Raw genomic sequence first — 24,509 nt, 5'->3', positions numbered from 1 at the left:
CGGCGCAATCCGCCATTCTTCATTCCGCCATTTGTGCAACATGATCGAACTGGACAGCGCGAAGTTCGCTTGCCACCATCAACTCCAGGGACTTTTGGGGGAAAGACAATGGCCAGCCACACCACCGTCGCGACGGACGTCGCGACGGGCCGCGGAATATCCGTGGGGAACGTCTTCGGACGCAGCGCAAACGTCATCAAGGCAAATCCGCTTGCGACGCTCGGCACCAGCTTTGGACTGATAGCGTTGCCGCAGATCGTGCTTGGACAGATCGGCCTGAGCGGGGCGGTGTTCCAGAATGTCCGCGAGGGGCGATATGCGCTGGTCGGCGTCTACGCAATCATCGTCGGCTTGCTATGGCTGATCGCCAGCGGAGCGCTGGTCCAGGCAACCGTCGCGCATCATCAGGGCCGACCGGCGAACCCGCAAGAGATGCTGCAGGTCGGGGTGTCGCGGTGCCTCCCGCTATTCGCGGTCTATCTTCTGCTCCTGATCGGCGTATGGGTAGGCACCATCTTCCTCATCGTACCCGGGATCATGCTCGCGGTGATGTGGTCGGTATCCCTGCCGGCGATCGTAGCGGAACGTCCGGGCGTGTTCGGTGCCTTTGGTCGTAGCCAAGCCCTGACAAAAGGCGCGCGATGGCACGTATTTGGTATCCTGCTACTCGCCTGCGTCATCTACCTTCTCGTCTCAATTGCGATCGGGGTCGCGAGCGTGGCCGGCTATGGCTCGCTGAGCGCGCTTACCGGCGGGGGCCAGGTACAAATGCCCGTGCCGACGCAGCCTTCATTGATCGTCCAGTTGCTGCAATCGATCATCACGACCGTCGTGCTGACCTGGTTCACCACAGTCGGCGCCGCGCTATTCATCGAATTGCGCGACTGGAAGGAAGGCCCCGACGCCGAGCGGCTCGCCGACATATTCGCCTGATCATGACGCGGCCGAGCGGACCGCGGGCCTATTATTGTTCTCACGCCGTCCAGCGGATGAGACACACTACGAAGATTTGTTTTGCGACGAATTGCAGTTGCGTATGGCCAATGTGACGCGGCTCTTACAGCCGCCCGCAAAGTATTCGGCACTAAGCCAATCTACGCAAAACGCTTACCTATTTCTAAATACCGGGGCAAAGGAACGGCTAAGTCGCCATTTGGAAATTCCCAGGCCTCCGCCTAGCGAGGACGCTTGCCATGAAACCGTCGCGCTCACGTATTACCGCGCCAAAACCGTTTCAGAGGTAACTCATTTTTTGTCCAACCACCGGGCAGCAGCCTCGCTGCTGCTATCCGGGCTCGAATTGAAAGCAATTGGCGTTTGCGGCGCCCCTTGGCGAACAGCGTCAATGACCTGTTCAAACTCGGCTACATGCTTGGTCGTCATACGGACCCCAGCGCCGATCACGATACAATCGAAAGCCTCGCGTGCGAGGCGGTTCAAGATGTCGTGACGCAAGTTTGCAGCTGCTCGAATTGGAAGATGCACTGCCTCCCAGCCGCGATCGTGCATCAACTCCACGTCCTTTTTATACCCTCGGTCACAATGACTTCAGTCAGGCCAGGCGGAATGGCCGGATCGGTGAAATCGACTGCGTCGGGCGCATACCCAATTACCAACACGCGAACCATCTGTTTCTCCTTTGCGAACTTTAGCTATTGAGCATAGATCGCCGCATCGAACGACTCTTCAAATTCGTACCATCTGCGCAGGCTCGCTTGCTGCGAAGCAAAGACCCGCATGCCCCGGTCCCGGATGGCGGAGCGGCACGGCACGCCCCTCGCCGCGCATCCGTTCGATCGCCTGCGGCCAGGACGGAATGTCGGCGCTGTCCTGAATCCAGCGAATGGTGCTGGCCTCGTCGCCCCATTCGCTCATCCTGGGCATCGCGTCGCGGTGGGCACCGCCGGTGACATAGGCGAGGAGCGCGGCCTCGTCGCGCCATACGCTCATCGTCCAATAGGCGCGGTCGCGATCGTGGCGCAGCGCTCCGGCGATGTAGCCGTCGCTTCGCCTGATCTGCGCAAGGCAGCGCTGCGCATGAATCAGGAAGAAGGGCAGGAACCGCAGGCTGCGAACGCGGAAGCGGGTGACGCTGACGACGAAGCTGCTCACAACGTCACCACCAGCTTGGTCGCCGAGACGCCGCGGCGCTGCCGCGCGAGCGCCGCCGGTATCGCCGCCAGCCCGTGCCCAACGACCTCGACTGCCGGGGCTGCCAGGTAGCGACCGTCGGCCAGCGCTTCGGGCAGGAACGTGTCGAAGATCATCGGCCCCACTTCGTTGCTGATCAGCGTGCTGCCCCAGATCATTTTCAGCGTCACCTTGTTGCGGCGTGCGCTGAGAGCGAGTCCGATGTTGCCCGCGACCGTGCCGGCCATCGCGGCGATCAGCTTGCGCCAATGGCCCCGCCCCGCCGGGACTGCGTCGAAGGACGCAGGCGGCGTCGCCATCGCGATGAAGCGATTGCCGTTGCAAAGTCCCAGGATGTCGATGCACGGCTGCACCGATCCCGCGCCGATCGCGACCGCGCCTGCGACCGTTTTCCCACGCAACGCCGCACCGATGTCGGCAACGACGGTCGGGCTGCGATAGTCGAACACAGCGGCCGCGCCGAGCCGCATGAGCAGATCGAAGTTGCGGGGAGAGGCGGTGGCGATAACCTCATAGCCCGCGGCGACGGCCAGTTGCACCGCGTTGACCCCGACGCTGGTCGACCCTCCCCACACCAGGACGATCTGACCGGTCGCCGGCGCTCCCTTGGCGGGCGCGTTCAGCGCTAGGAAATTCCGCTGGAAGAGCGCGCACGCTGCCGTCGAGATGCCGAGCGGGAGAGCGCTCGCATCTTCGAAGGTCAGCGTATCCGGAATTGCCGCCGTCATATGCGCGAGCAGGACGACATAGGTCTGGAAGGCGCCCTCCGCAGCGCGGTTACGCGTCTTGTCGGTGCTGCCGGCAAAACCCACGACGCGGTCGCCGAGCTTGAACCGTGTCACGTCCGGGCCGACGGCGACGACATCGCCGGCGACGTCGGAGCCGACGATGGCCGGGTAGTGCAGATAAGGGGTCATCAGGTCGCCCGCGGTCTGCACCAGGCGATCCATCGGGTTCACCGCGATCGCACGGGTGCGGATGACGATTTCGCCCGACTGTACGCTCGGAAACGGCGCCGCCCCCAAGGTGAAGGCGGCGCGCCTGGAGGAAAGCCACAGGGCGGTGTTGTCGGTCATGATCTATCTCCCGCGGTGCCAGGTGAGATGCATCGCTGGGATCCGAAATACGCCAGTGACATTGGACGGCCCATGCTGCCAAGTCCGTCAATTCATCGCCAGCGTCCAGGAATTGCCGTTATGGATCCTTTGTCGGATGTACTCAGCCTGCTGAAGCCGAGCAGCTACGGATTCCGAGGGCTCGATGCCGGCGGGGACTGGGCGCTTGCCTATCCCCCGGCCGAGGGCGTCAAATGCTTCGCCATTCACACCGGGACGTGCTGGATCGCACTCGATGGCGTAAGCGAACCCATGGCGCTGCACGCAGGCGACTTCATCCTGCTTCCCGGCTGCACCGCGTTCAGCCTCTACAGCGCGATCGGCGCGCCAGTGACCGACGCCTTCGCCTTCTTCCCGTCGTTCCCCGCCGGCGAGACCGGAGTCCTGGGTGGCGGCAGCAGCTGCTCCGGCGTGGGCGGCTTCTTCGACTTCACCGGGCTCCACACCGACCTGCTGCTCGGCATCCTGCCCCCGATCGTCCACATCCGGGCAGAGGCGACCAAGGCAGCGCTTGGCTGGCTGATCGATCGGCTGATGCGCGAGCTGCGCGACCCGCAACCGGGCGGCACGCTGATGGCGGGGCATCTGGCACAGACGCTGTTGATCGAGGCGCTGCGGCTCCACCTCGCCGAGCGCTCGCCGCGCAGCGCAGGCTGGCTGTTCGCACTGGCCGACACGCAGATGCGCGCCGTGATCTCGGCGATGCACGCCGAACCCGCTCGGCGCTGGACGCTGGCCGACCTCGCCCGTGTAGGCGGCATGTCGCGATCGAGCTTTGCCGTCCGGTTCAGGCAAACGGTTGGCGAGCCGCCCATGGACTACCTGACCCGCTGGCGGATGATGCTGGCAGCGGATCGGCTGGCAGGCGGGCGCGTCTCGATCGCGACCGTCGCACCGGCGGTAGGCTACGAATCCGAAAGCGCGTTCGGTGCGGCATTCAAGCGAACGTTCGGCCACTCGCCTCGGGAGTTCGCCAGGGCGGTGGCCGCGTAGCTGAACGGATGGACGCTAGCAATGATCTGGCGGACGCTCTTGCCGCCGATTTCAGCCGCCCCGCGCAGTCAGTCGACAGGAGCGGCGACCGACAATCCTGCTGTTTCCGTCTGCACAGAGTAAAGCTGTCGTCGTCCGCCGACATTGACTTACGCGTGCACGGCATCTGCACAATCGGCGTGAACGAGGGCGATAGTGTACCGAATTCGCTATAATAGCAATTGAGTACGAAAAACCATGGACCGCTGTAATTACAAGTCATTACGCTAGATAAACCGGAATGAATGTACGAACGATTTGCGTTTACCTAGTGTTCTCGCATCGCAATTCGCCTATCTCCCTTAACTAAAAGTTTTTTCACGGGGAGGGTATCAATGACTTGGACGTCCCTATCAAGTTTCAACGACTCGGTACTAACGAAACGCCATTTGTCGCCGAGGCTGAACTCAGCCCCGTATAGCCTTCGATCCTCGAATGCGCGGTCGCGAGAACGTGGCGATGCGTCGCGTTTACTACGATAACGTCGCAGCCTGCTGCTTCGGCGGCGGCGATGCCGGCGGGGGCGTCTTCGAAGACTAGGCAGTCGGCCGGTGCGACGCCGAGGCGTTCGGCGGCGAGCAGGAAGCAGTCGGGGGCAGGTTTGCCGTTCGCGACGTCCTCGGCGCTGATCAGCAGCGCAGGCAGCGGGATACCGGCAGCGGCTAGCCGGACCTTGGCGAGCGCGCGCGGCGCCGAGGTGACAATCGCCCAGCGGTCCGCGGGCAGCGAGGCGAGGAATGCGTCCGCACCCGGGATCGGCTCGACATCGCCCACATCCTCCATCTCGGCGGCGGTGATCGCGGCGGCTTCGGCGACCGGATCGACTCCGGGCAGGTTCAGACGGCGGATCGTCTCGACCGACTGGACGCCGTGGATGGTCGGCAGGAATGTCGCGACGTCGAGCCCGTGCGCGATCGCCCAGGCGGTCCAGCTACGCTCGGCCGACGCGATCGAGGTGAGGATGGTGCCGTCCATGTCGAAGAGGAACGCGGCGTAGGTGCGGGTGGGGAGATTGGTCATGATTATCCGTAGTGGAGGTGAGCCCTTCAACACCGTCATCCCGGGCTTGTCCCGGGATCCAGGGTAACGGACGCTGCGGTCTTGGCCCTGGATCCCGGGACAAGCCCGGGATGACGTTTCACCCAGTACCGGAACGACGGGGGACGCGAAAAAGCCGCCCCGGTTACCCGGAGCGGCTTGGTCGTTCAGCTGGAGACCAGCGTCAGATGTCGTCGCCGAGTGCGCCCTTGACGCTGCCCTTGACGTTCTGCGCGGTGCCCTTGACCTGCTGGGCCTCGCCCTCGGCTACCAGCTTTTCGTTGTCGGTTGCCTTGCCGATGGCTTCCTTGACGTTGCCTGCGACCTTGTTGCCGGCTGCTGCGACCTTGTCGGTGAATTCGCCCATGATGGCCTCCGATTACCTATTCGCGGACCGACGATCGGGCCGCTTGAAATGATGCAAGTAAAACCACTTGAGCCCGGTATCGGTTCCATGAAAATTGCTTCAGATCAGTCCCGCCAGCGGGCTCGACGGATCGGCATACCGGCGCTGGCCCATCCGCCCGGCGCGATAGGCCAACCTGCCCGATTCGACCGCGGCCTTCATCGCTGCTGCCATCATGATCGGATCCTTGGCCTCGGCTATCGCGGTGTTCATCAGCACGCCGTCGCAGCCGAGCTCCATCGCGACTGCGGCATCCGACGCGGTGCCGACGCCCGCATCGACCAGCACAGGGACCCCTGCCCCCTCGACGATCAGCCGGATCGTGACGCGGTTCTGGATGCCGAGCCCTGAGCCGATCGGCGCGCCCAGCGGCATGATCGCCACCGCGCCGGCATTCTCCAGGCGCTTCGCGGCGATCGGATCATCGACGCAGTAGACCATCGGCTTGAAGCCCTCGTTCGCGAGCACCTCGGTCGCGCGCAGCGTCTCAACCATGTCGGGATACAGCGTCTTCGCCTCGCCCAGCACCTCGAGCTTCACCAGTTCCCAGCCGCCCGCCTCGCGCGCCAGGCGCAGCGTGCGAATCGCCGACTCGGCGTCGAAACAGCCTGCGGTGTTCGGGAGGTAGGTGATCTTCTTGGGATCGATGAAGTCGGTCAGCATCGGTGCGTTACGATCCGACACGTTGACGCGGCGGACCGCGACGGTGACGATCTCCGCGCCGCTCGCCTCGAGCGCGGCGGCGTTCTGCGCGAAATCCTTGTACTTGCCGGTGCCGACGATCAGCCGCGAGCGAAAGGTCTGGCCGGCCACGCTCCAGCTGTCCGTATCGATCGCCGCGGCGTGATCGCCGCCGCCGACGAAGTGGACGATCTCCAGGTCGTCGCCATCCTCGACCATCACCTGCCCCAGCGTCGACCGCGGCACGACCTCCATGTTGCGCTCGACCGCGACCTTTTCGGGGACGAGCCCGAGTTCGCTGGCGAGCTGCGCCAGGGTCAGCCCGGCCGCGACGCGCTTGTGCTCGCCGTTGACGGTGATGGTAACGGTGCCGTCGGTGTGGGGCATGGATCAGTCCGCCGTGAGGACGTGTCTCGACTTCGCGCGACACGAGCTTGTAAGGATGGTGGCATATAGGGGGCCGTTCGCTGGCCCCGCAACCGCCATGCCCGAAACGGGAGCCCGATTTGCCCGACACCATTTTCGTCCTCAACGGCCCCAACCTCAACCTGCTCGGCACGCGCGAGCCCGAAATCTATGGCGACGAAACGCTCGACGACATCGCCGGCCAGCTCGAGGATCGTGCCCGCGAGCTCGACCTGACGATCGACATGCGCCAGTCCAACCACGAGGGTCATCTGGTCGACTGGATCCAGGAAGCGCAGGCCCGCGGCGCGAAGGCCGTGATCCTCAACGCCGGTGCGTTCACCCACACCTCGGTCGCGGTCCATGATGCAATCAAGGGTGTGAAGACTCCGGTGATCGAGGTCCATCTGTCGAACCCGCACGCGCGCGAATCCTTCCGCCACGTCAGCCTGGTCGGACAGGCCGCAAAGGGCACGATCGCGGGATTCGGCGCGCTTTCCTATCTGCTCGCGCTTGAAGCCGCCGCACGCTTCTGACAGGAGACCACGCCATGACCGATACCAATGATACGGGCGCGATGCAGGTCGACGTGAACCTCGTCCGCCAGCTCGCCGAACTGCTCGACACCACCCAGCTGACCGAGATCGAGGTCGAGGATGGCGCACGCCGCATCCGCGTCGCGCGCAAGGCCGCGCAGGCCGCGCCGGTGCAGCATTATGCGCCCGCCCCCGCCGCACCGCAGGTCGCGCCGCCGCTGTCCATTCCGCAGGCGGAGGTCGGCGCGTCCGCCCCTGCCCCGGCCGCCAACGCGGTCAAGTCGCCGATGGTCGGCACCGTCTATCTCTCCGCCAACCCCGAGGCCAAGGCGTTCGTCACGATCGGGCAGAAGGTCGCTGCCGGCGACACGCTGCTGATCATCGAGGCGATGAAGGTGATGAACCAGATTGTCGCGCCGTCGGCCGGGACCGTCACCGCGGTGCTCGTCGAGAACGGCCAGCCGGTCGAGTTCGACCAGCCGCTCGTCGTGGTAGAGTAACGTGCCGCAGATCAAGAAGCTGCTTATCGCCAACCGCGGCGAGATCGCGCTGCGGATCCACCGCGCGTGTCACGAGATGGGCATCAAGACCGTCGCGGTGCACTCGACCGCCGATTCGGACGCGATGCACGTCCGCCTCGCCGACGAGGCGATCTGCATCGGACCGCCGTCCGCGACCGACAGCTATCTGAACATCCCAAACATCATCTCCGCCGCCGAAATCTCCGGCGCGGACGCGATCCATCCTGGGTACGGCTTCCTCAGCGAGAACGCGCAGTTCGCCGAGATCGTCGAGCTCCACAACATCCTGTTCGTCGGGCCCAAGCCCGAACACATCCGCACGATGGGCGACAAGGTCGAGGCCAAGCGCACCGCGGGTGCCCTGGGCCTGCCGCTCGTCCCCGGTTCCGACGGTGCGATCAGCGACGTTGCCGAAGCCAAGCGGATCGCCGCCAACATCGGCTATCCGGTGATCATCAAGGCGGCGAGCGGTGGCGGTGGTCGCGGCATGAAGGTGTGCGAGAGTGAGGACCAGCTTGAGACGCTGATGCAGCAGGCGGGGTCCGAGGCGAAGGCTGCGTTCGGCGACGCCACCGTCTACATGGAAAAATATCTGGGCAATCCCCGGCATATCGAATTCCAGATCTTCGGCGACGGCAACGGCAACGCGATCCATTTGGGCGAGCGCGACTGCTCGCTGCAGCGCCGCCACCAGAAGGTGCTCGAGGAAGCGCCTTCGCCGATCATCACCCCCGAAGAGCGCGAGCGGATGGGCGGCATCGTCGCCAAGGCGATGGCCGACATGGCCTATCGCGGCGCCGGGACGATCGAGTTCCTGTGGGAAGCGGGCGAATTCTACTTCATCGAGATGAACACCCGGCTACAGGTCGAGCATCCGGTGACTGAGATGATCACCGGCCTGGACCTTGTTCGCGAACAGATCCGCGTCGCCGAGGGTCATCCGCTGACGTTGCGCCAGCAGGACGTCCAGTTCCGCGGTCACGCGATCGAATGCCGGATCAACGCCGAGGACCCGCGCACCTTCGCGCCGTCGCCGGGGCTGGTGAAGGCGTATCACGCGCCGGGCGGCATGCACGTTCGCGTCGATAGCGGACTGTACGCCGGCTACCGCGTGCCGCCATACTACGATTCGATGATCGCCAAGCTGATCGTCTATGGCACCACCCGCAACGGCGCGCTGCGCCGCCTGCGCCGTGCGCTCGACGAGATGGTGATCGACGGCATCACCACGACGATCCCGCTGCACCGCGCGTTGCTCGACGATCCGGAATTCCAGGACGGCGCGTATACGATCAAGTGGCTGGAAGAGTGGTTGGCGAAGCAGGGGGCGTAGCTTCACCCTGCCCTTGCCGAACCTCTCGCCGTCATCCCAGCGCAGGCTGGGATCTCCCCGGGGCAGATGCTGCGGCCCGAACCGGGAGGCCCCAGCCTTCGCTGGGGTGACGGAACGGGTAGTGAATTAACGGCGGTATGACGGAGCATTCGTGAAGGCGACGATCTACCACAACCCGCGCTGCTCGAAATCGCGCGACGCGCTCGCCCTGCTGCAAGAGGCCGGGGCGGACGTCACGATCGTCGAATACCTCAAGACTCCCCCTTCCCGTGCCGAACTCGTCCGCCTTTACGACCGCGCCGGCATGACCCCGCGGCAGGGCCTCCGCATGGCCGAGGACGGCGCGAAGGCGGTCAAGCACGCCGATGCCGAAGCGATCCTCGATGCGATGATGATCGATCCGTCACTGATCGAACGGCCGCTGGTCGAAACCGACAAGGGCGTGCGGCTCGGTCGGCCGACCGCGAAGCTCGCGGACATCCTCTGAACCCACTGCCGCTTCGATGGGCAGTATGCCGCCCGCTGCCGCTATTTCAGGCAGCGTTCGGCCGTGAAATCGGCGGTTGCCCGAGAGGGCGGACGCTGGCACGTTTGGTGCAAGGCGCCCGCGGGCGAGGGTCTGACACTCACATCACAACCGGGGGCATAGCCGCGTGAAAAAGATCGAAGCCATCATCAAGCCGTTCAAGCTGGATGAGGTGAAGGAGGCGCTGCACGAGATCGGCGTCAGCGGCATCACCGTGACCGAAGCCAAGGGCTTTGGCCGGCAGAAGGGCCACACCGAACTCTATCGCGGCGCGGAGTACGTCGTCGATTTCCTCCCCAAGGTGAAGCTCGAGGTCGTCGTCGAGGACGGCCTGGCGCAGCGCGTGGTCGAGGCGATCGCCGCGGCGGCGCAGACCGGCCGGATCGGCGACGGCAAGATCTTCGTGATCCCGGTCGAGAGCGCGCTGCGCATCCGCACCGGCGAACGCGACGACGACGCGATCTGAAGAACTCCCCTCCCGCCTGCGGGAGGGGTCGGGGGAGGGCCGGTCACACGGCGCTCCCCGAAATTTACAGGCCCTCCCCTAGCCCCTCCCGCAGGGCGGGAGGGGAACAGCAAGGAAAGAACACAATGGCGAATTCGGCAACCGACGTTCTCAGCATGATCAAGGACCAGGAGATCGAGTGGGTCGATCTGCGGTTCACCGATCCCAAGGGCAAGTGGCAGCATCTGACGATGGTCGCGAGCCTGATCGGCGAGGACGAGCTGACCGACGGCCTGATGTTCGACGGTTCGTCGATCGAGGGCTGGAAGGCGATCAACGAGAGCGACATGACGCTCAAGCCCGATCTCGACGCGATCTATATCGATCCGTTCTCGGCGACGCCGATGATGATCCTGATCTGCGACATCGCCGATCCGGTCACCGGCGAGCTCTACGCCCGCGATCCGCGCTCGACCGCCAAGCGCGCCGAGGCGTATCTGCTCACCACCGGCGTCGGCGACACCGTGTATGTCGGCCCCGAGGCCGAATTCTTCATGTTCGACGACGTCCGCTTCGAGAACAGCTATTCGACCAGCTATTACAAGATCGACGACATCGAGCTGCCGGGCAATTCAGGTCGCGAATACGAGGGCGGCAACATGGGGCATCGTCCCCGCGCGAAGGGCGGGTATTTCCCGGTCGCGCCGGTCGACAGCGCCGTCGACATCCGCGGCGAGATGGTCTCGACGATGATCGAGATGGGCCTGCCCTGCGACAAGCATCACCACGAAGTCGCGGCCGCACAGCATGAGCTGGGCCTGACCTTCGGCACGCTGACGCAGACCGCGGATCGCATGCAGATCTACAAGTATGTCGTCCACCAGGTCGCGCATGCGTACGGCAAGACGGCGACGTTCATGCCGAAGCCGATCAAGGAAGACAACGGTTCGGGGATGCACACGCATTTCTCGATCTGGGAAGGCAAGACCCCGCTGTTCGCCGGCAACGGCTATGCGGGCCTGAGCGAAATGTGCCTGTATTTCATCGGCGGCATCATCAAGCATGCGAAAGCGGTCAACGCGTTCACCAACCCGTCGACCAACAGCTACAAGCGCCTGGTCCCCGGCTACGAAGCACCGGTGCTGCTCGCCTATTCGGCGCGCAACCGCTCAGCCTCGTGCCGCATTCCGTACGGCACCGGCCCGAAGGCGAAGCGCGTCGAAGTGCGTTTCCCGGACGCGCTGGCCAACCCGTATCTCGCCTATGCGGCGCTGATGATGGCGGGCATGGACGGCATCCTGCACAAGATCCATCCGGGCGAAGCGATGGACAAGAACCTGTACGATCTGCCGCCGGCAGAACTCGCCCAGGTCCCGACCGTCGCGGGTTCGCTGCGCGAGGCGCTCGACTGCCTGGCGGCGGACCACGACTTCCTGCTCAAGGGCGACGTATTCTCGGCCGACCAGATCGAGGCGTATATCGAGATCAAGCGTGCGGAGGTCGCCCGTTGGGAGATGACGCCGAGCCCGGTCGAGTATGACATGTACTACAGCGGTTGAGCTGCCGGGCCGGCAGCTCAACCGCTGTCGGCCGGCGGGCGCAGTCCCGACCGACGGCGTGGCTTCGCCACGACGTGGTATGAGAAAAGGGGCGTCCGGCAAAACCGGGCGCCCTTTTTTCGCTTCCGCTACTCCCCGGCCCCTCCCCCGTCCGTCATCCCGGGCTCGTCCCGGGATCCAGGGTAACACGCGTCGCCGTTCGTGGCTCTGGATCCCGGGACGAGCCCGGGATGACGAAGCTGATACAGACTGCAGTTACCCTCGAGCCCGCGACAACGAAGCTGGATCGATAGCAACCGGCGGGCGTTCGCCCATATAAGCATCACACCCCGTCCCAAGCCCGACAGCCACAGCCCGAAAGTCCCCATGAACGCGCTTCTCGACACAGACGCCCTGCCCCGTTTCGACGCCGTCACTCCTGCCGACGTAGCCCCCGCGATTGAGACGCTCATCGCCCGCCAGACCGCAACCATCGATGCGCTGATCGAGAGCAAGCCAACCGCCTTTGACGCCGCCTGGCTGCCGCTCGAGCGGATCGACGTCGCGATGGACAATGCCTGGTCGACGGTGTCGCACCTCCACGGCGTCGCCGACACGCCCGAGCTTCGCGCCGCGCACGCCGCCGGGCAGCAGAGCCTCGTCGAGCAGGGCCTCAAGGTGGGCCAGAACCGCGACCTGTTCGACGTGCTGAACGCGCTCGCGACATCGCCCGGTTTCGCCGATCTGCCGCGCGCCGATCGCACCGCGGTCGAGCGCGCGCTCCGCGACTTCCGCCTGTCGGGCGTGGCGCTCGAACCCGCACAGCGCGAACGCTACGCCGAGGTCCAGATGGCGCTCTCCGGCCTGTCGAACGCGTTCGGTAGCGCGTTGCTCGACGCGACCGAGGCGTGGACCGAACTGGTCACCGACGAGGCGCATCTCGAAGGCCTGTCGCCCGCCGACAAGGCGATGCTCGCCGCCGCGGCCAAGGCCACCGGACAGGACGGCTGGCTGGTCACGCTGCAACAGCCGAGCGTCAACGCGATCCTCGGTTTTTGCGAAAACCGCGACCTGCGCTACCGCGTCTACCACGCCTATGGCACCCGCGCCTCGGATCAGGGCCCGAACGCGGGCGCGTTCGACAACGGCCCGCGCATCGCCGAAATCCTGAAACTGCGCCGCGAATCGGCGGCGTTGCTCGGCTTCACCGACCCGGTCGCGCTGTCGCTGTCGACCAAGATGGCGAGCGACCCGCACGAGGTTCTCGCCTTCCTCCGCGACCTCGCGAAACGCGCGCGGCCGGCGGCCGAAGCCGATGTCGCATCGCTACGCGCGTTCGCGGCGGAGTCGCTCGGGATCGCGGACCTTCAGCCGTGGGACACCGGCTTCACCGCCAACCGCCTCCGGCTCGCGAAGCACGCGATCGACGAGCAGGCAGTGCGCGCCTATTTCCCCGTCGACCGCGTCGTCGCCGGCTGGACCGCGCTGCTGGAACGCCTGTTCGGCATCCGCCTGGTCGCGCGCCCGGACGTCACCACCTGGCACCCGGACGCGCGCTATCACGACCTGGTCGACGCCGACGGCACGGTGTTCGCCGGGCTCTACACCGACCTGCACGCGCGAACCGGCAAGCGCGGCGGGGCGTGGATGGCGCAGGCGCGGTCGCGCGTCACCGATGGCGAGACGACGACGCTGCCGGTCGCCTATCTGACCTGCAACTTCGCCCCGACCGGCGGTGCGGTGCCGCCGCTACTGTCGCACGGCGACGTGATGACGCTGCTCCACGAGACCGGGCATTGCCTGCATCATCTGTTCGGGCTGGTCGATCGGCCGAGCGTCGGCGGGATCAGCGGGTTCGAATGGGACGCGGTCGAACTGCCGAGCCAGTTGATGGAGGATTTCGCCTGGGACCGCGACGTCCTGACCGCGATGTCGGGGCAGTACGAGACCGGCGAGCCGCTGCCGGGCGACCTGTTCGACAAGCTGGTCGGCGCGCGCCACTTCCTCGAAGGGATGGCGACGCTGCGCCAGGTCGAATTCGCGATGTTCGACCTGTTGCTGCATCTGGGCACGTTGGGGGACGACCCCGTCGAAGTACTCGACGCGGTGCGTGACGAGGTCGCGGTGACGCGGCCGCCGGCCTGGCACCGCTTCCCGCAGAGCTTCTCGCACGTCTTCGCGGGTGGGTATGCGGCAGGCTACTACAGCTACCTATGGGCCGAAGTGCTCGCCGCGGACGCGTTCGGCCGGTTCCGCGACGCCGGCCTGGTCGACCGCGCGACCGGCGATGCGCTGCGCACGCACATCCTGTCGCAAGGGTCGGCACGCCCTGCGCTAGAGAGTTTCCGCGCGTTCATGGGGCGCGATCCCGATCCGGCCGCGCTGCTGGTCCGCCGCGGCTTGGCCACGAGCTAACCGCCGGGCGAAAGAGCTTAACCTGCTGCAATACGCCGGGTCCGATCGTGTTTTGCACGCGTTGGGCGCGCGATGATCGATCTTTCCCACGAATCTCTGTTGCTCGGCTTCGGCGCCATGATCCTGATCGGGGCATGGCTGCCGTTGCTGCTCAAGAAGCTGCCGCTGTCGCTCCCGATCATCTGTCTCGGCCTCGGCGCGCTGCTGTCGCTGACGCCGTGGCTGCGCACCAATCCCGAGGCGCTGAGCCACAACCGGCTGCTCGAGCAACTCAACGAAGCGGTCGTCCTGATCGCGCTCATGGGCGCCGGGCTGAGGCTCGACCGCAAGTTCGGCTGGCGGCGCTGGGGGTCGACCTGGCGGCTGTTGCTGCTGGTGATGCCGCTGACGATGCTGCCGATCTTCGCGGTGGCGCACTATGCGCTCGGGCTGAGTGTCGCCGCCGCGCTGCTGCTGGCGGGGGCGCTGGCACCGACCGACCCGGTGCTGGCCGCCGATGTCCAGACCGGGCCGCCAGCCAGCGGCGAAGACGGAGAGACCCGGTTCGCGCTCACCTCGGAAGCCGGGCTCAACGATGGCCTGGCGTTCCCGTTCATCCTGCTCGCGCTGGCGATCCAGACGCACGACATCGACTGGGGCCATTGGCTGCTGGTCGACTTCCTCGGTGACCTCGCGATCGGGTCGGCGATCGGCATCGCGGTCGGCTGGGTGGCGGGCTATCTGATGTTCCGGCTGCCCAGCTGGAAGCTGTCGGACACCGGCGACGGACTGATCGGCGTCGGCGTGACGCTGTTCGTCTATGGGTTCACCACGCTGATCCACGGCAACGGCTTCGTCGCGGTGTTCGTCGCGGCGCTGACGATCCGTTCGACGCGGCCCGACGACGAGTTCCACGGCGCGATGGCGGAGTTCTCGGGCCAGATCGAACGGCTGCTGCTGGTGATCGTGATGCTGACGCTGGGCTGGGCGATCGGCCGCGGTTTGCTGGCCTCACTGACCTGGGCCGGCGCGCTGCTGTCGGCGGCGATCATCCTTGTGTTCCGCCCGCTCGCGACGCTGATCGGCTTTATCGGCTCGACCGCCAAGCTGCCGTCGAAGCACCTGATCGGGTTTTTCGGCATCCGCGGAATCGGCACGTTGTTCTATCTGCAATACGCCCTTAACCGCGCGGATTTCGCCGAGAACGCGCATATCTGGGCGATCGCGGGGACGACGGTGCTGGGCTCGATCCTGATCCACGGCGTGTCGTCGACACCGCTGATGGCAAAGGCCGACGCGCTCCGCCAGAAACCGCACCACTAGAGCGCGTCAATAATCCTTCGACACCCGCACGTTGGCGCTCTGTCGTCCCAGCGTCGAGATGCTTGACAGCAGCGACAGCCAGCGCGTGACCTGGAACTCGACCTGCGTCGCGCTGTAGCCCTGACCGTCGGTGACGATCTCCGCATACAGCCGCCGGGTAACGTATTTCCCCGCCGCGATCGAGGTGCCCTGCCCGGTCTGCGGATCCGCGGGCAGGATGCGCAGGCGGTCGAGCCCGGCCGCACGGCGCACCGCATTGATCGGGTTCAGCCCGCCGCCGCCACTCTGCAACGCCGCGACCGCCGCCGCCAGCTGCAGCGCCTCGGGCGCCGACAGGTTGGTGATCGAGGTCCCGAACAGCAGCCGCGACAGCAGTTCGTCCTCGGGTAGCGCAGGCGTGCTGGTGAACCCGATCTCAGGCTTCAGCGCATAGCCGGTGACGCGGATCGACGCGTTCAGCCCGGTCGAATCGGCATTCGCTTCGATATCCAGCGCCGGGTTGGCGGGCACCTCTCCGGCGAAGCGGATGATCCCGCGCGCCAGTTCGAACTGCCGGCCGGCGAAGTCGTAGTCGCCGCGGATCAGCGTCGCGCGGCCGGTGATCGCAGGGTTGTCGGGCTGCCCGGCGATCTGCAAATTCGCGGACCATTCGCTGGTCAGGCCGAGACCGCTGACGAGCAGCTGGTTCGGCGCGCGCGCGTGGATCGCCAGCGTCCACGGCGCGGTCGGCCGGGCAACCTCGTCGTCGCCGTCGGGCAGGTTGATCTCGCGGATGTTGAGCTGCGGCACCGCGCTCGCCGCGGTCGCCTGGCCGAGCCGATAGCGGCTCTTGTCGAGCACGACCTCGCCCGCGATCCTGCCGCCCGATCCGTCCGAGGTGAAGGTCAGCGGCCCGCTGACGGTCGCGCCGATATCGTCGCGGTCGATCATCACCGCGTGGTCCGCCTGCAATCGCAGGTCGAGGCCCAGCCCATGCGCGGCGGCGAAGTCGAACTGCCCGGTCCCGGTCACCCGCCCGCCCTTGCCCGCGTCGGCCGCGAACCGGTCGATCGCCAGCCGCGATCCGCCGAACCGCCCGCTCGCCTGGACGTTGGTCAACACGGTGCCGGTGGTCGCGCTCTCGATCCGTGCGCCGTTCGCCTGGACGACGCCGCGGATCACCGGGTTGGCGACGCTGCCGGTCACGTCGGCGCCGATCGCGACCGGGCCGGACAGGTCGAACAGCTCGACCCCCGTCAGCCGCCACAACGTATCCGCTGGCCCGGTGTAACGCAGTTGCGCGAACAGCCGCGCGTTGGTGATGCGGCTCGCCAGGTCGCCCTGCCCGAGCGGCGCGAGCTGCGCCTGCGCGCGGCCGATGGTCTTGCCGCCGGTGGCGATGACCGCGCGGACGCCCAGCTTGTCGGGCGACAGCACCGCCGCCAGCCCGACATCGACCGGCCGCGACGACAGCACCAGCCCGGCGCGGCTGAGCCCGCGGATCGTGAGGTTGGCCTTGCCGGTCGGCGCCGCGCCGTCGCTGGTCGCGACATCGAAGCTGCCCGACGCGGTGCCGCCCAGCCCGAGCCCCGGATAGCCGATGTCGAGTATCGCCAGCGGCATCCGCGTCAGCGTCGCGTCGATCGCGGTCGTCGCGCCGGTGAAGCGGCCGCCGACCTCCGCCTCGCCACCCGAGAAACTCAGCTTGGTCGGCGCGAGCCGCCAGCCGTCGCCGTCGCGGGTCACCACCGCAGGCGTGAGCAGTTTCAGCGGGCGGCGATCGAGCGTGCCCTGTGCGGCGATGCTGTAGCTGTCGGCGGTCACCTGCGTGACGCTCTGGATGTCGAACGCGCGGCCGCGCGATCCGGCGATCGACGCACGCATTTCGCCGATGCCGCCGCGCAACCGCGCGCTGCCGGTGAACCGCGCGAGATTGAGCGAACCGCGCCGCACCCCGCGTCCGGTCACGCTCGCGTCGATCGAGGTCCCCGCCGGGTCGAGCAGCGTGACAAGGTCGAGATGCCCTTGCCGCAACGTCACGCCGTCGAGCTGCGCCGCGGTCGCATCCAGATGCGCCTCGATCCGCTGAATGTCGCCGACCGGACGGAAAAGCAGCTCGCCGGACAGGCCGCCACCACCGACCCCGAGGCGACCTGCGAAACCGCCATCGACCACCGTCAGGCTGCCCGACGCGCGCGTCCCGCTGACGTTGAGCGCCGCGATCTGGATCGTCGCGGGCTGGCCCGGCGGCAACAGGATCGCGCCGTTCGCGGTGAACGGTCCCAGCCGCGAGCCACCGGCCGCGGTGAACGCATAGCCCTGTGCGGTCGGATCGAGATGCGCGCGGACCGCCTTCAACCCCAATGTCGCGTTCGGGGTTGCAAACACCAGGTCGAGGGTCGGCTTGTCGATCTTGCCGTCGAGTACCAAAGTCACCGGGCCATAGCTCTGCTGACTCCCGCCCCCCTCGAAGTGGAAGCTGCCGTCGCGCCGGCGGTAGCCGTTGCCGGCAAGCCGGATCTGCGGCGCGGTCAGTACCAGGTTGGTGAAGTGCAGGATGCCGTCGGGCGTGCGTTCCAGATTGGTGACGATCCGCGGCAATCCGCCCGCGAGGCTGCGGAAGAACGCGTTGTCGAGCCGCACCATCTGCGCGGTGCCCTGCCCGATCACGCGGGTGCCGTGGCCGCCGGGTCCCGGCACCACCCGCAGCGTCGACTTGACGTCGACGATGCCGAGCCCGGGGATCAGATAGCGGCCCAGCGCGCCGTTGATGCCGACCTCGAACTGTCCGGTCTTGAGGTCGAGCTGGAGGTTGATCCGGCCGCTAAGCTTGTCGGAGCGCAGCACCAGGTCGTTGCCGATCAGCGTCTGGGCGGTCACCGACAGCTTGCCGTCAACCGACAGGTTGCGCAGGATTCCGCCCGCGACGTCGCCGACCCCGGTCACGCGCGCGGCGGTGAAGCGGATCGGCACGGTCACCGGTGCCGGCGACAACCGCCCCTTGCCCGCGGCGTGGGCGTTCTCGAACCCGGTCTGGTCGAACGCGAAGCGCGCCGCATCGAGCCTATAGTCGAACGCCGCGGTGGCGAACGGTCCGTCGAGGATCGCGCGCAGTTCGATCGCGGTGCCGGTCATGTTGCCGAACAGCGCCGGCGGACGCAGCAGCCGCGCCGTGATCCGCACGTTGCGATAGGCGTTGGTGCCTAGGTCAATCGCGCCGGTGGTATCCACCGCCAGCGCCGGCGTCCGCAGCGAGAGTCGGCCGTCGAGCCGGCGGTTCTCGAACTGCGCCGCGCCGTTCACCAGCACCCGCGGCGCGGTCAGCCGCTGCAGCTTGCCGGTCAGCAGCGACGACGGCGCCAGCACCCCCGACAGCGTGTAGCGTCCGGCATTCTGCGCCAGCGCGAGGTCAACCACCCGCGTCCGACCGACCGAACCCTTGGCGGTGCCGCGCCAGCGTGCCCAGTTGCCGTCGCCGGTGACGTCGAACGCCACCGGCGCGCGCGCCTTGATCATCCGGGCCAGAACGCCGCCCGATGCGCCCCGCGCGGCGACGTCGATATCGAACGCATCGCGCGCCGGCTCCGCATCGATCCGCAGCGCGAGGCGATCGCTGCCGGCGACCAGCGCATTCAGTTCGACCAGCGCGCGGCCCGAGCGGATGTCCGCCTGCCCATTCAACCGGCCGACCCGCGCGGTGCCGAGGACCGGTTTTGCGAGCGTCAGCCGGTCGACCGCAAGCTGGCCGATGCGGATATCGAAATCGGGCAGGATCGGCCCGCGGCGCTTCGACGGCCGGGTCCGCGGGGTGTGGAGCAAGGTCGCCTGGGGAATCGCGAGCCGGCGGATCTCGAGCCGGTTCGACAGCCATTTGAACGGCGACCAGTCGAGTTCGACCTGCGGCGCCTGGAACACCAGGCCGTCGAGATCGTACACGCGGAGATCGACCAGCCGGGTATCGCCGTACAGCGACCCATCGATCCGCCCGACCGCGAAGCGCAATCCGTTCGCGGTGCGGATCGCGGCGATGCGGTCGGCGACGTAGCGATGACCGATATCGGTATCGACGACCAACAGCGCCGCGCCGAGGATCGCGACCAGTGCGAGCAGCGCGCCAACGATCCAGCGCCACCAGCGCCGGCGAGGTCGCTCTTCGCTCAAAACGCCTGTCCCAGCGACACATAGACCGCGACGCGGCTATCGCCCGAGCGCGGGTTGAGCGGGGTGCCGACATCCAGGCGGATCGGACCGAAGTTCGAATAATAGCGCACGCCCAGCCCCGCGCCGTACTGCAGCCCAGTGAATTTCGGCAGCGCGGAGGTATAGATGTTGCCGGCGTCGAAGAACGGTACGACGCCGAAATTGCCGAACGCCTTGACGCGCGCCTCGACAGCGAACTCGGTTAGGCTGCGTCCGCCGATCGGGTCGTTGTTCGAATCGCGCGGACCGATCGCCTGATAGCCATAGCCGCGGACCGACGCCCCGCCGCCCGCATAGAACCGCCGCGACGGCGCCACCTGGTCGCGCGGCGCACCCGCGATCGTGCCCAGCCGGGTCCGTGCCGCCAGCACCACGCCGTCATGCACGGTGCGGTACACGCTGGCATCGATCTGCGTCCGCGCATAGCCGAACACCGATCCTTGCAACGACACTTCGGGGCTGAGCCGGCCACCGAGCCGGAAGCCGCGCGTCGGGTTGAGCAGATCGTCCGACCCGTCGTAGTTCAGGCTGGTCGGCAACGCGCCGATGAAGAACGTGCGGCGCCGTGGCAGCCCGGTCGCCAGCAGCACGTCGCGCTCGTCCGACGCCACCAGCTCGCCGCCCAGCGACCACGTCCAGGTCTTCTGGAAAAAGATGTTGGTCTGTTTCTCCAGCCCGGCCGACAGCGTGAAGGTCCGCGCGTCATAGGCGTCGCGGTTGGTATGCGCAGCGGATACCTGCGCTGTCAGCACCCGGTCGCGCGCCTGAAAATTGCTCCGCCGGAACACCACGGAGCCGAGCTGCTCGCGCGTGCCGAGCACCGATCGCAGCGTCAGCGCACCCTCGGGCGGGAACAGGTTGCGGTGGGTCCAGCTGAGTTCCGCGCGCGCGCCTTCGCCGGTGCCATAGCCGAGCTCGCCCGCGACGGTATGCGGCGGCGCGGGGTCGAGCTTGACGGCGATATCGACGACATCCGGCGTCGCGCCCTGGACCGGCTTCACCGATACCGCGGAGACCAGGCTGGTCTGGATCAGCGCGCGGCGCAGGTCGTCGATCTTCGCGGCATCATAGGGCTGGCCGGGCGTGAACCGTGCGATTTCCTGGACGTGGTGCGCGTCGAACACGCGGTTGCCGGGCAGCGCGACGACCTGTCCGAACCGCCGCGCGCCGCCCGGCTGCACCGACAGGTCGAGCGTCGCGGTGCGGGTCGCGTGGTCGACGACGATCGCCGGATCGCCGACCGTGGCAAAGGGGAACCCCTCGCGCCCGATCTGCGTCGTCAGCTTCGCATCGCCGGCGACGATCGCGTCGGAATTGACCGGATCGTCGGCTTTCACGCCGAACGCGCTGGCGAGCCCTGGGGCCTTGTCGCCCGCAGCCGCGATCCCGTCGATCGTCACGCCCTTGAACCGATACAGCGTCCCCGGCACCGCCTCGATCACCACCAGCGGCTTCGCACCGGCCTCGACCCGGGTGGTGACGCTGGCGTCGTAATAGCCCTCGGCGCGCAACAGGCTGTTCAGCAGCGCGGCGTCTTCGCGCGCACGGCGGTCGAGTTGCGCGGCGTTGGCGGGCTTGCCGTCGTTGGCGTTCAGCGTCGACAACTGGTCGAACCTCGGGCGCAGCAGCGTGCTGGCGATATCGTCGATGCCGTCGACCCGCCAGCCATACCGGCGCGCGGCATCGGCATCGGTAGTCGTCGCGACGGTCACGGGATCGGCCGGCGAAGCTGCCAGATCTGGCCAGGCGACACCGATATCGGGCAGTGCCGCCAGCGGTGCGTTGGGGTCCAGCGACGGTGACGGATCAGCCGGGGCCACCTGCGCCCCTGCGCGATTGCTCGCGACGACAGCCAGCAAGGCCGTGGCCGCGCAAAAGCCGGCACGCCGAACGCGAAACACCATGACGGTCTCCTAGCCGCGCTTTGCCGCCCGCGACAGGCCCTTGTCGCGCGGCCCGCCCCCGCTTCCCGTCATCCTGACGAAACCGGTGAAGCCGGTACGGTGAGGCTGGCGTCCCGTCGCATGAGGTGGCATTGGCGCGGCATGTCGGATCCTCGCCCCAACGCCGCAGGCGGCGCGCTCATCGCGCTCGGTATGATCGGCGGCGCCGCGATCGGCTTCGCGGTCGGCCAGGCTACCCCTGGGTTCCTGATCGGGACCGTTGTGGGCGTTGTCGTGGCGGTTCTGGTCTGGCTCCGGGACCGGCGCTGAACTGCGCGGGCCATCGGCCTCTGCAGCCTCCGCCGTCCACCCCACTCTTCGTCATCCTGACGAAAGTCAGGACCCAGAGTTCCAAGCGCAGCGTCCGTAACCCTGGATCCTGACTTTCGTCAGGATGACGGAGTGGGGATGAGAAAGCGGCAGCTGCGGCCCATCAAACCGCGCGGACACTAGCGCAGCACGCGCATCTGCCAGACCACGCGCCCGACAATCGCCACCTCCCCCGTCGGAACCGCGCCGGCCTCCGGATTGTCGCTGCTGACCAACAGGCCATCCACCCCCGGCACCACCCGCTTCACCATCGTCGCGGAGTCGATCCGGATCACGAACACGCCGCCGCGCGGCCCCGGCCACCGGTCCGCGGTGTCGACGACGATATGATCGCCGTCGAGCAACCCCGGCGCCATCGAATCGCCGCGCACCCGGATGATCGCCGCCTGCCCGTCGCGTAGCCCCAGCCGGTCCGCGAGCGCCGGGTCGATCGCGTCCGTTCCCAGCACGATCTCGCCATCGACCAGCGCGCCCGGGCCGGCCGACGCGGCAACATCCAGCCTTGGCAAACGGAACGGCGCCGGACGCGCGATCGCGCCCAGCATCGTCTCGTCGACGCCGAAATACGCGGCCAGCATTCGTCGATCACGCTCGGCGAGTGTCCGCGGGGAGCCCCGCCGGACGAACTGCTGCAGATACGCCGCGTTGCGCCCGAGTATCGCCGACAACGCCGCCAAGCTGTCGCCTCGCGCCGCCGCCAGATCCGCCAGCGCGGCTCTCGGATCGGTTTCGACCATAGCCGACCCTAGCGTAGGATTTTTCCTAGACAAGTTGGAAATGCGAGAACAGATCAAGAACACATTCAGAGAATCGAAAGGAGTAGGCCATGTCCGTTCTCATCAAGATCGACCGGTATCTGCGGCGGACGGGCATGCCGGTGAGCAAGTTCGGCCGCCTCGCGGTCAACGATCCGCGACTGGTCCACGATCTGAAACGCGGTCGACAGCCCGGCCACGGCATCGTCGCGCGGATCGAAGCGTTCATAGACGGCGGTGCGGCATGACGCCTTCCCCCCGTGGGCCGGACGCCGGAACGCTGCTGGTCCGCGCGCTGCGAACGATGGGGGCCACCTTCGCCGTCAGCATCGATTCGATCAGCGGCCGCCCCTGGGCCAGCGCGACCTTCGCCGGCACGCGCTATGTGGTGACGCTTGCCGCCGCGGCCATACCCGGTGCTCGATCATGGTTGGACGCCCTCCCCGAAGCGCCATTCGCGCTGCGCGGTCATATCGTCGTCGACCTTTGCATCGACGCGGTCGAAACGATCGACGCCACGCTTCGCGCGACTCTCACCGTACTCACGCTGGAGGACTCGTGACCGACCGCTAGGGGTGGACTTTCAGCCGTTGAACTCCGAATTGGGCAGTACACCAAGGAGATGATGATGGCCGGAATGGGCAAGTTCGACTGGGCGGATCCGTTCCTGCTCGACGACCAGCTGAGCGAAGACGAACGCATGATCCGCGACAGCGCGAAGGCCTATGCGGACGACAAGCTCGCGCCGCGCATCGTCGACGCGTTCCAGCACGAACATACCGATCCTGCGATTTTCCGCGAGATGGGTGCGCTCGGCCTGCTCGGCCCGACCATCCCCGAGGAATATGGCGGCGTCGGTGCGTCCTATGTCGTGTACGGGCTGGTCGCGCGCGAGGTCGAGCGGATCGACTCGGGGTATCGCTCGATGATGTCGGTGCAGTCGAGCCTAGTGATGTACCCGATCCACGCCTTCGGCTCCGAAGCGCAGAGGCGCAAATACCTGCCCAAGCTGGCGAGCGGCGAATGGATCGGCTGTTTCGGGTTGACCGAACCCGATGCCGGATCCGACCCCGGCGGCATGACGACGCGCGCGAAGAAGGTCGACGGCGGCTACGTCATCTCGGGTGCGAAGACGTGGATTTCCAATTCGCCGATAGCCGACGTGTTCGTGATCTGGGCGAAGTCCGACGCGCATGACGGCGCGATCCGCGGCTTCGTCCTCGAGCGCGGGATGAAGGGGCTCGAGACACCCAAGATCGAGGGCAAGCTGTCGCTGCGCGCGTCGATCACGGGCATGATCATGATGGACGAGGTCGAGGTAAGCGACGACGGGATCCTGCCCGACGTACAGGGGCTGAAGGGTCCGTTCGGCTGCCTCAACCGCGCGCGTTACGGGATCAGCTGGGGTGCGATGGGCGCTGCCGAATTCTGTTTCCACGCGGCGCGCCAGTACGGCCTGGATCGCAACCAGTTCGGCACGCCGCTCGCCGGGCGGCAACTGTACCAGAAGAAGCTGGCGGACATGGAAACCGAGATCGCGCTCGGGTTGCAGGCGTCGCTGCGCGTCGGGCGGCTGATGGACGAAGGCCGGTTCGCGCCCGAGATGGTCTCGATCGTCAAGCGCAACAACGTCGGCAAGGCGCTCGATATCGCGCGCATGAGCCGCGACATGCACGGCGGCAACGGCATTTCCGGGGAGTACCACGTGATGCGGCACATGATGAACCTGGAGACGGTGAATACGTACGAAGGTGCGCACGACGTCCATGCGCTGATCCTGGGGCGGGCGATTACGGGTATCGCGGCGTTTTGAGGGTGGCTCCTGCCCCCTTGTTTCCCCGCGAAGGCGGGGACCCAG

At 66.8% G+C, this 24,509-nt stretch carries 23 protein-coding genes; 14 read left to right on the top strand and 9 right to left on the bottom strand.

What is annotated here, in order from left to right:
* Positions 1–108: 108 nt before the first annotated feature.
* Positions 109–933, top strand: coding sequence for a hypothetical protein (locus tag SJY20_RS08020; RefSeq protein ID WP_380786174.1), 825 nt, complete (start codon positions 109–111; stop codon positions 931–933).
* A 312-nt stretch (positions 934–1,245) separates the two neighbouring features.
* Here the strand turns inward: SJY20_RS08020 and SJY20_RS08015 are convergent, their stop codons facing one another.
* From SJY20_RS08015 to SJY20_RS08005, 3 genes are all read right to left on the bottom strand, one after another.
* Complete coding sequence (locus tag SJY20_RS08015) at positions 1,246–1,509, bottom strand: hypothetical protein (protein WP_380786172.1); 264 nt, start codon at positions 1,507–1,509, stop codon at positions 1,246–1,248.
* 177 nt (positions 1,510–1,686) lie between these two features.
* Positions 1,687–2,112, bottom strand: coding sequence for a DUF3291 domain-containing protein (locus tag SJY20_RS08010; protein WP_380786169.1), 426 nt, complete (start codon positions 2,110–2,112; stop codon positions 1,687–1,689).
* Entirely contained in the window at positions 2,109–3,227 is a 1,119-nt protein-coding gene (locus SJY20_RS08005) for a zinc-binding alcohol dehydrogenase family protein (RefSeq protein WP_380786168.1), read from the bottom strand. Before SJY20_RS08005 ends, SJY20_RS08010 begins: the two co-directional genes overlap by 4 nt.
* A gap of 120 nt (positions 3,228–3,347) precedes the next feature.
* Between SJY20_RS08005 and SJY20_RS08000 the strand changes: the two genes are divergently transcribed.
* Positions 3,348–4,259, top strand: coding sequence for an AraC family transcriptional regulator (locus SJY20_RS08000; RefSeq protein WP_380786167.1), 912 nt, complete (start codon positions 3,348–3,350; stop codon positions 4,257–4,259).
* A gap of 399 nt (positions 4,260–4,658) precedes the next feature.
* On the opposite strand, the gene SJY20_RS07995 is transcribed toward SJY20_RS08000, so the two are convergent.
* The 3 genes from SJY20_RS07995 to thiS all read right to left on the bottom strand — a co-directional run bounded on the left by SJY20_RS07995 (position 4,659) and on the right by thiS (position 6,810).
* Positions 4,659–5,318, bottom strand: coding sequence for an HAD-IA family hydrolase (locus SJY20_RS07995; RefSeq protein WP_380786165.1), 660 nt, complete (start codon positions 5,316–5,318; stop codon positions 4,659–4,661).
* Positions 5,319–5,520: 202 nt separating this feature from the next.
* Positions 5,521–5,703 (bottom strand): CsbD family protein, encoded by a 183-nt coding sequence (locus SJY20_RS07990; RefSeq protein WP_380786164.1) that lies wholly within the window; start codon positions 5,701–5,703, stop codon positions 5,521–5,523.
* Between the two features lie 99 nt (positions 5,704–5,802).
* Positions 5,803–6,810, bottom strand: a complete 1,008-nt coding sequence (gene thiS / locus SJY20_RS07985) for a sulfur carrier protein ThiS (protein ID WP_380786162.1) — start codon at positions 6,808–6,810, stop codon at positions 5,803–5,805.
* A 119-nt stretch (positions 6,811–6,929) separates the two neighbouring features.
* Between thiS and aroQ the strand changes: the two genes are divergently transcribed.
* The 8 genes from aroQ to SJY20_RS07945 all read left to right on the top strand — a co-directional run bounded on the left by aroQ (position 6,930) and on the right by SJY20_RS07945 (position 15,444).
* Positions 6,930–7,364 carry a type II 3-dehydroquinate dehydratase gene (aroQ, locus tag SJY20_RS07980; protein ID WP_380786160.1) on the top strand — a complete coding sequence of 145 codons (435 nt, stop codon included), beginning with the start codon at positions 6,930–6,932 and terminating at the stop codon, positions 7,362–7,364.
* A 14-nt stretch (positions 7,365–7,378) separates the two neighbouring features.
* A complete protein-coding gene (gene accB, locus SJY20_RS07975; protein WP_380786159.1) occupies positions 7,379–7,864 on the top strand; it encodes an acetyl-CoA carboxylase biotin carboxyl carrier protein in 486 nt (161 codons plus the stop codon).
* Position 7,865: 1 nt separating this feature from the next.
* Entirely contained in the window at positions 7,866–9,218 is a 1,353-nt protein-coding gene (gene accC, locus SJY20_RS07970) for an acetyl-CoA carboxylase biotin carboxylase subunit (RefSeq protein WP_380786157.1), read from the top strand.
* A gap of 151 nt (positions 9,219–9,369) precedes the next feature.
* Positions 9,370–9,705, top strand: a complete 336-nt coding sequence (arsC, locus tag SJY20_RS07965) for an arsenate reductase (glutaredoxin) (RefSeq protein ID WP_380786154.1) — start codon at positions 9,370–9,372, stop codon at positions 9,703–9,705.
* A gap of 166 nt (positions 9,706–9,871) precedes the next feature.
* Positions 9,872–10,210 carry a P-II family nitrogen regulator gene (locus SJY20_RS07960; protein ID WP_055875939.1) on the top strand — a complete coding sequence of 113 codons (339 nt, stop codon included), beginning with the start codon at positions 9,872–9,874 and terminating at the stop codon, positions 10,208–10,210.
* Between the two features lie 125 nt (positions 10,211–10,335).
* Positions 10,336–11,748 carry a type I glutamate--ammonia ligase gene (glnA, locus tag SJY20_RS07955; RefSeq protein WP_380786152.1) on the top strand — a complete coding sequence of 471 codons (1,413 nt, stop codon included), beginning with the start codon at positions 10,336–10,338 and terminating at the stop codon, positions 11,746–11,748.
* 366 nt (positions 11,749–12,114) lie between these two features.
* Positions 12,115–14,142 (top strand): M3 family metallopeptidase, encoded by a 2,028-nt coding sequence (locus SJY20_RS07950; protein WP_380786151.1) that lies wholly within the window; start codon positions 12,115–12,117, stop codon positions 14,140–14,142.
* Between the two features lie 72 nt (positions 14,143–14,214).
* Positions 14,215–15,444, top strand: a complete 1,230-nt coding sequence (locus SJY20_RS07945) for a cation:proton antiporter (protein WP_380786148.1) — start codon at positions 14,215–14,217, stop codon at positions 15,442–15,444.
* Between the two features lie 6 nt (positions 15,445–15,450).
* On the opposite strand, the gene SJY20_RS07940 is transcribed toward SJY20_RS07945, so the two are convergent.
* Complete coding sequence (locus tag SJY20_RS07940; protein WP_380786146.1) at positions 15,451–19,584, bottom strand: translocation/assembly module TamB domain-containing protein; 4,134 nt, start codon at positions 19,582–19,584, stop codon at positions 15,451–15,453.
* Positions 19,581–21,527, bottom strand: coding sequence for an autotransporter assembly complex family protein (locus tag SJY20_RS07935; RefSeq protein ID WP_380786145.1), 1,947 nt, complete (start codon positions 21,525–21,527; stop codon positions 19,581–19,583). Before SJY20_RS07935 ends, SJY20_RS07940 begins: the two co-directional genes overlap by 4 nt.
* Before the next feature lie 141 nt (positions 21,528–21,668).
* Here SJY20_RS07935 and SJY20_RS07930 point away from each other — a divergent pair, with 141 nt between their 5' ends.
* Positions 21,669–21,836, top strand: coding sequence for a hypothetical protein (locus SJY20_RS07930; RefSeq protein ID WP_380786144.1), 168 nt, complete (start codon positions 21,669–21,671; stop codon positions 21,834–21,836).
* Positions 21,837–22,015: 179 nt separating this feature from the next.
* Here SJY20_RS07930 and SJY20_RS07925 read toward each other — a convergent pair whose 3' ends face one another.
* A complete protein-coding gene (locus SJY20_RS07925) occupies positions 22,016–22,633 on the bottom strand; it encodes a helix-turn-helix transcriptional regulator (protein ID WP_380786143.1) in 618 nt (205 codons plus the stop codon).
* Between the two features lie 89 nt (positions 22,634–22,722).
* Between SJY20_RS07925 and SJY20_RS07920 the strand changes: the two genes are divergently transcribed.
* From SJY20_RS07920 to SJY20_RS07910, 3 genes are all read left to right on the top strand, one after another.
* The gene (locus SJY20_RS07920) at positions 22,723–22,899 is read left to right on the top strand and encodes a hypothetical protein (protein WP_380786142.1); all 177 of its coding nucleotides are present in this window, start codon (positions 22,723–22,725) and stop codon (positions 22,897–22,899) included.
* Entirely contained in the window at positions 22,896–23,213 is a 318-nt protein-coding gene (locus SJY20_RS07915; RefSeq protein ID WP_380786139.1) for a hypothetical protein, read from the top strand. Before SJY20_RS07920 ends, SJY20_RS07915 begins: the two co-directional genes overlap by 4 nt.
* Before the next feature lie 66 nt (positions 23,214–23,279).
* The gene (locus SJY20_RS07910) at positions 23,280–24,464 is read left to right on the top strand and encodes an acyl-CoA dehydrogenase (protein ID WP_380786138.1); all 1,185 of its coding nucleotides are present in this window, start codon (positions 23,280–23,282) and stop codon (positions 24,462–24,464) included.
* Positions 24,465–24,509: the final 45 nt, after the last annotated feature.

Origin of the sequence: Sphingomonas sp. R86521 (assembly GCF_042466235.1) — a bacterium.
In the GTDB taxonomy this organism is placed as follows: domain Bacteria; phylum Pseudomonadota; class Alphaproteobacteria; order Sphingomonadales; family Sphingomonadaceae; genus Sphingomonas.
This window is presented reverse-complemented; position numbering and strand designations above follow the sequence as displayed.

Coding starts and splice junctions, on each gene's coding strand:
- SJY20_RS08020 (WP_380786174.1), top strand. CDS start 109: ATGGCCAGCCACACCACCGTCGCGACGGACGTCGCGACGGGCCGCGGA.
- SJY20_RS08015 (WP_380786172.1), bottom strand. CDS start 1,509: ATGCACGATCGCGGCTGGGAGGCAGTGCATCTTCCAATTCGAGCAGCT.
- SJY20_RS08005 (WP_380786168.1), bottom strand. CDS start 3,227: ATGACCGACAACACCGCCCTGTGGCTTTCCTCCAGGCGCGCCGCCTTC.
- SJY20_RS08000 (WP_380786167.1), top strand. CDS start 3,348: ATGGATCCTTTGTCGGATGTACTCAGCCTGCTGAAGCCGAGCAGCTAC.
- SJY20_RS07995 (WP_380786165.1), bottom strand. CDS start 5,318: ATGACCAATCTCCCCACCCGCACCTACGCCGCGTTCCTCTTCGACATG.
- SJY20_RS07990 (WP_380786164.1), bottom strand. CDS start 5,703: ATGGGCGAATTCACCGACAAGGTCGCAGCAGCCGGCAACAAGGTCGCA.
- thiS (WP_380786162.1), bottom strand. CDS start 6,810: ATGCCCCACACCGACGGCACCGTTACCATCACCGTCAACGGCGAGCAC.
- accB (WP_380786159.1), top strand. CDS start 7,379: ATGACCGATACCAATGATACGGGCGCGATGCAGGTCGACGTGAACCTC.
- glnA (WP_380786152.1), top strand. CDS start 10,336: ATGGCGAATTCGGCAACCGACGTTCTCAGCATGATCAAGGACCAGGAG.
- SJY20_RS07950 (WP_380786151.1), top strand. CDS start 12,115: ATGAACGCGCTTCTCGACACAGACGCCCTGCCCCGTTTCGACGCCGTC.
- SJY20_RS07945 (WP_380786148.1), top strand. CDS start 14,215: ATGATCGATCTTTCCCACGAATCTCTGTTGCTCGGCTTCGGCGCCATG.
- SJY20_RS07935 (WP_380786145.1), bottom strand. CDS start 21,527: ATGGTGTTTCGCGTTCGGCGTGCCGGCTTTTGCGCGGCCACGGCCTTG.
- SJY20_RS07930 (WP_380786144.1), top strand. CDS start 21,669: ATGTCGGATCCTCGCCCCAACGCCGCAGGCGGCGCGCTCATCGCGCTC.
- SJY20_RS07925 (WP_380786143.1), bottom strand. CDS start 22,633: ATGGTCGAAACCGATCCGAGAGCCGCGCTGGCGGATCTGGCGGCGGCG.
- SJY20_RS07920 (WP_380786142.1), top strand. CDS start 22,723: ATGTCCGTTCTCATCAAGATCGACCGGTATCTGCGGCGGACGGGCATG.
- SJY20_RS07915 (WP_380786139.1), top strand. CDS start 22,896: ATGACGCCTTCCCCCCGTGGGCCGGACGCCGGAACGCTGCTGGTCCGC.
- SJY20_RS07910 (WP_380786138.1), top strand. CDS start 23,280: ATGGCCGGAATGGGCAAGTTCGACTGGGCGGATCCGTTCCTGCTCGAC.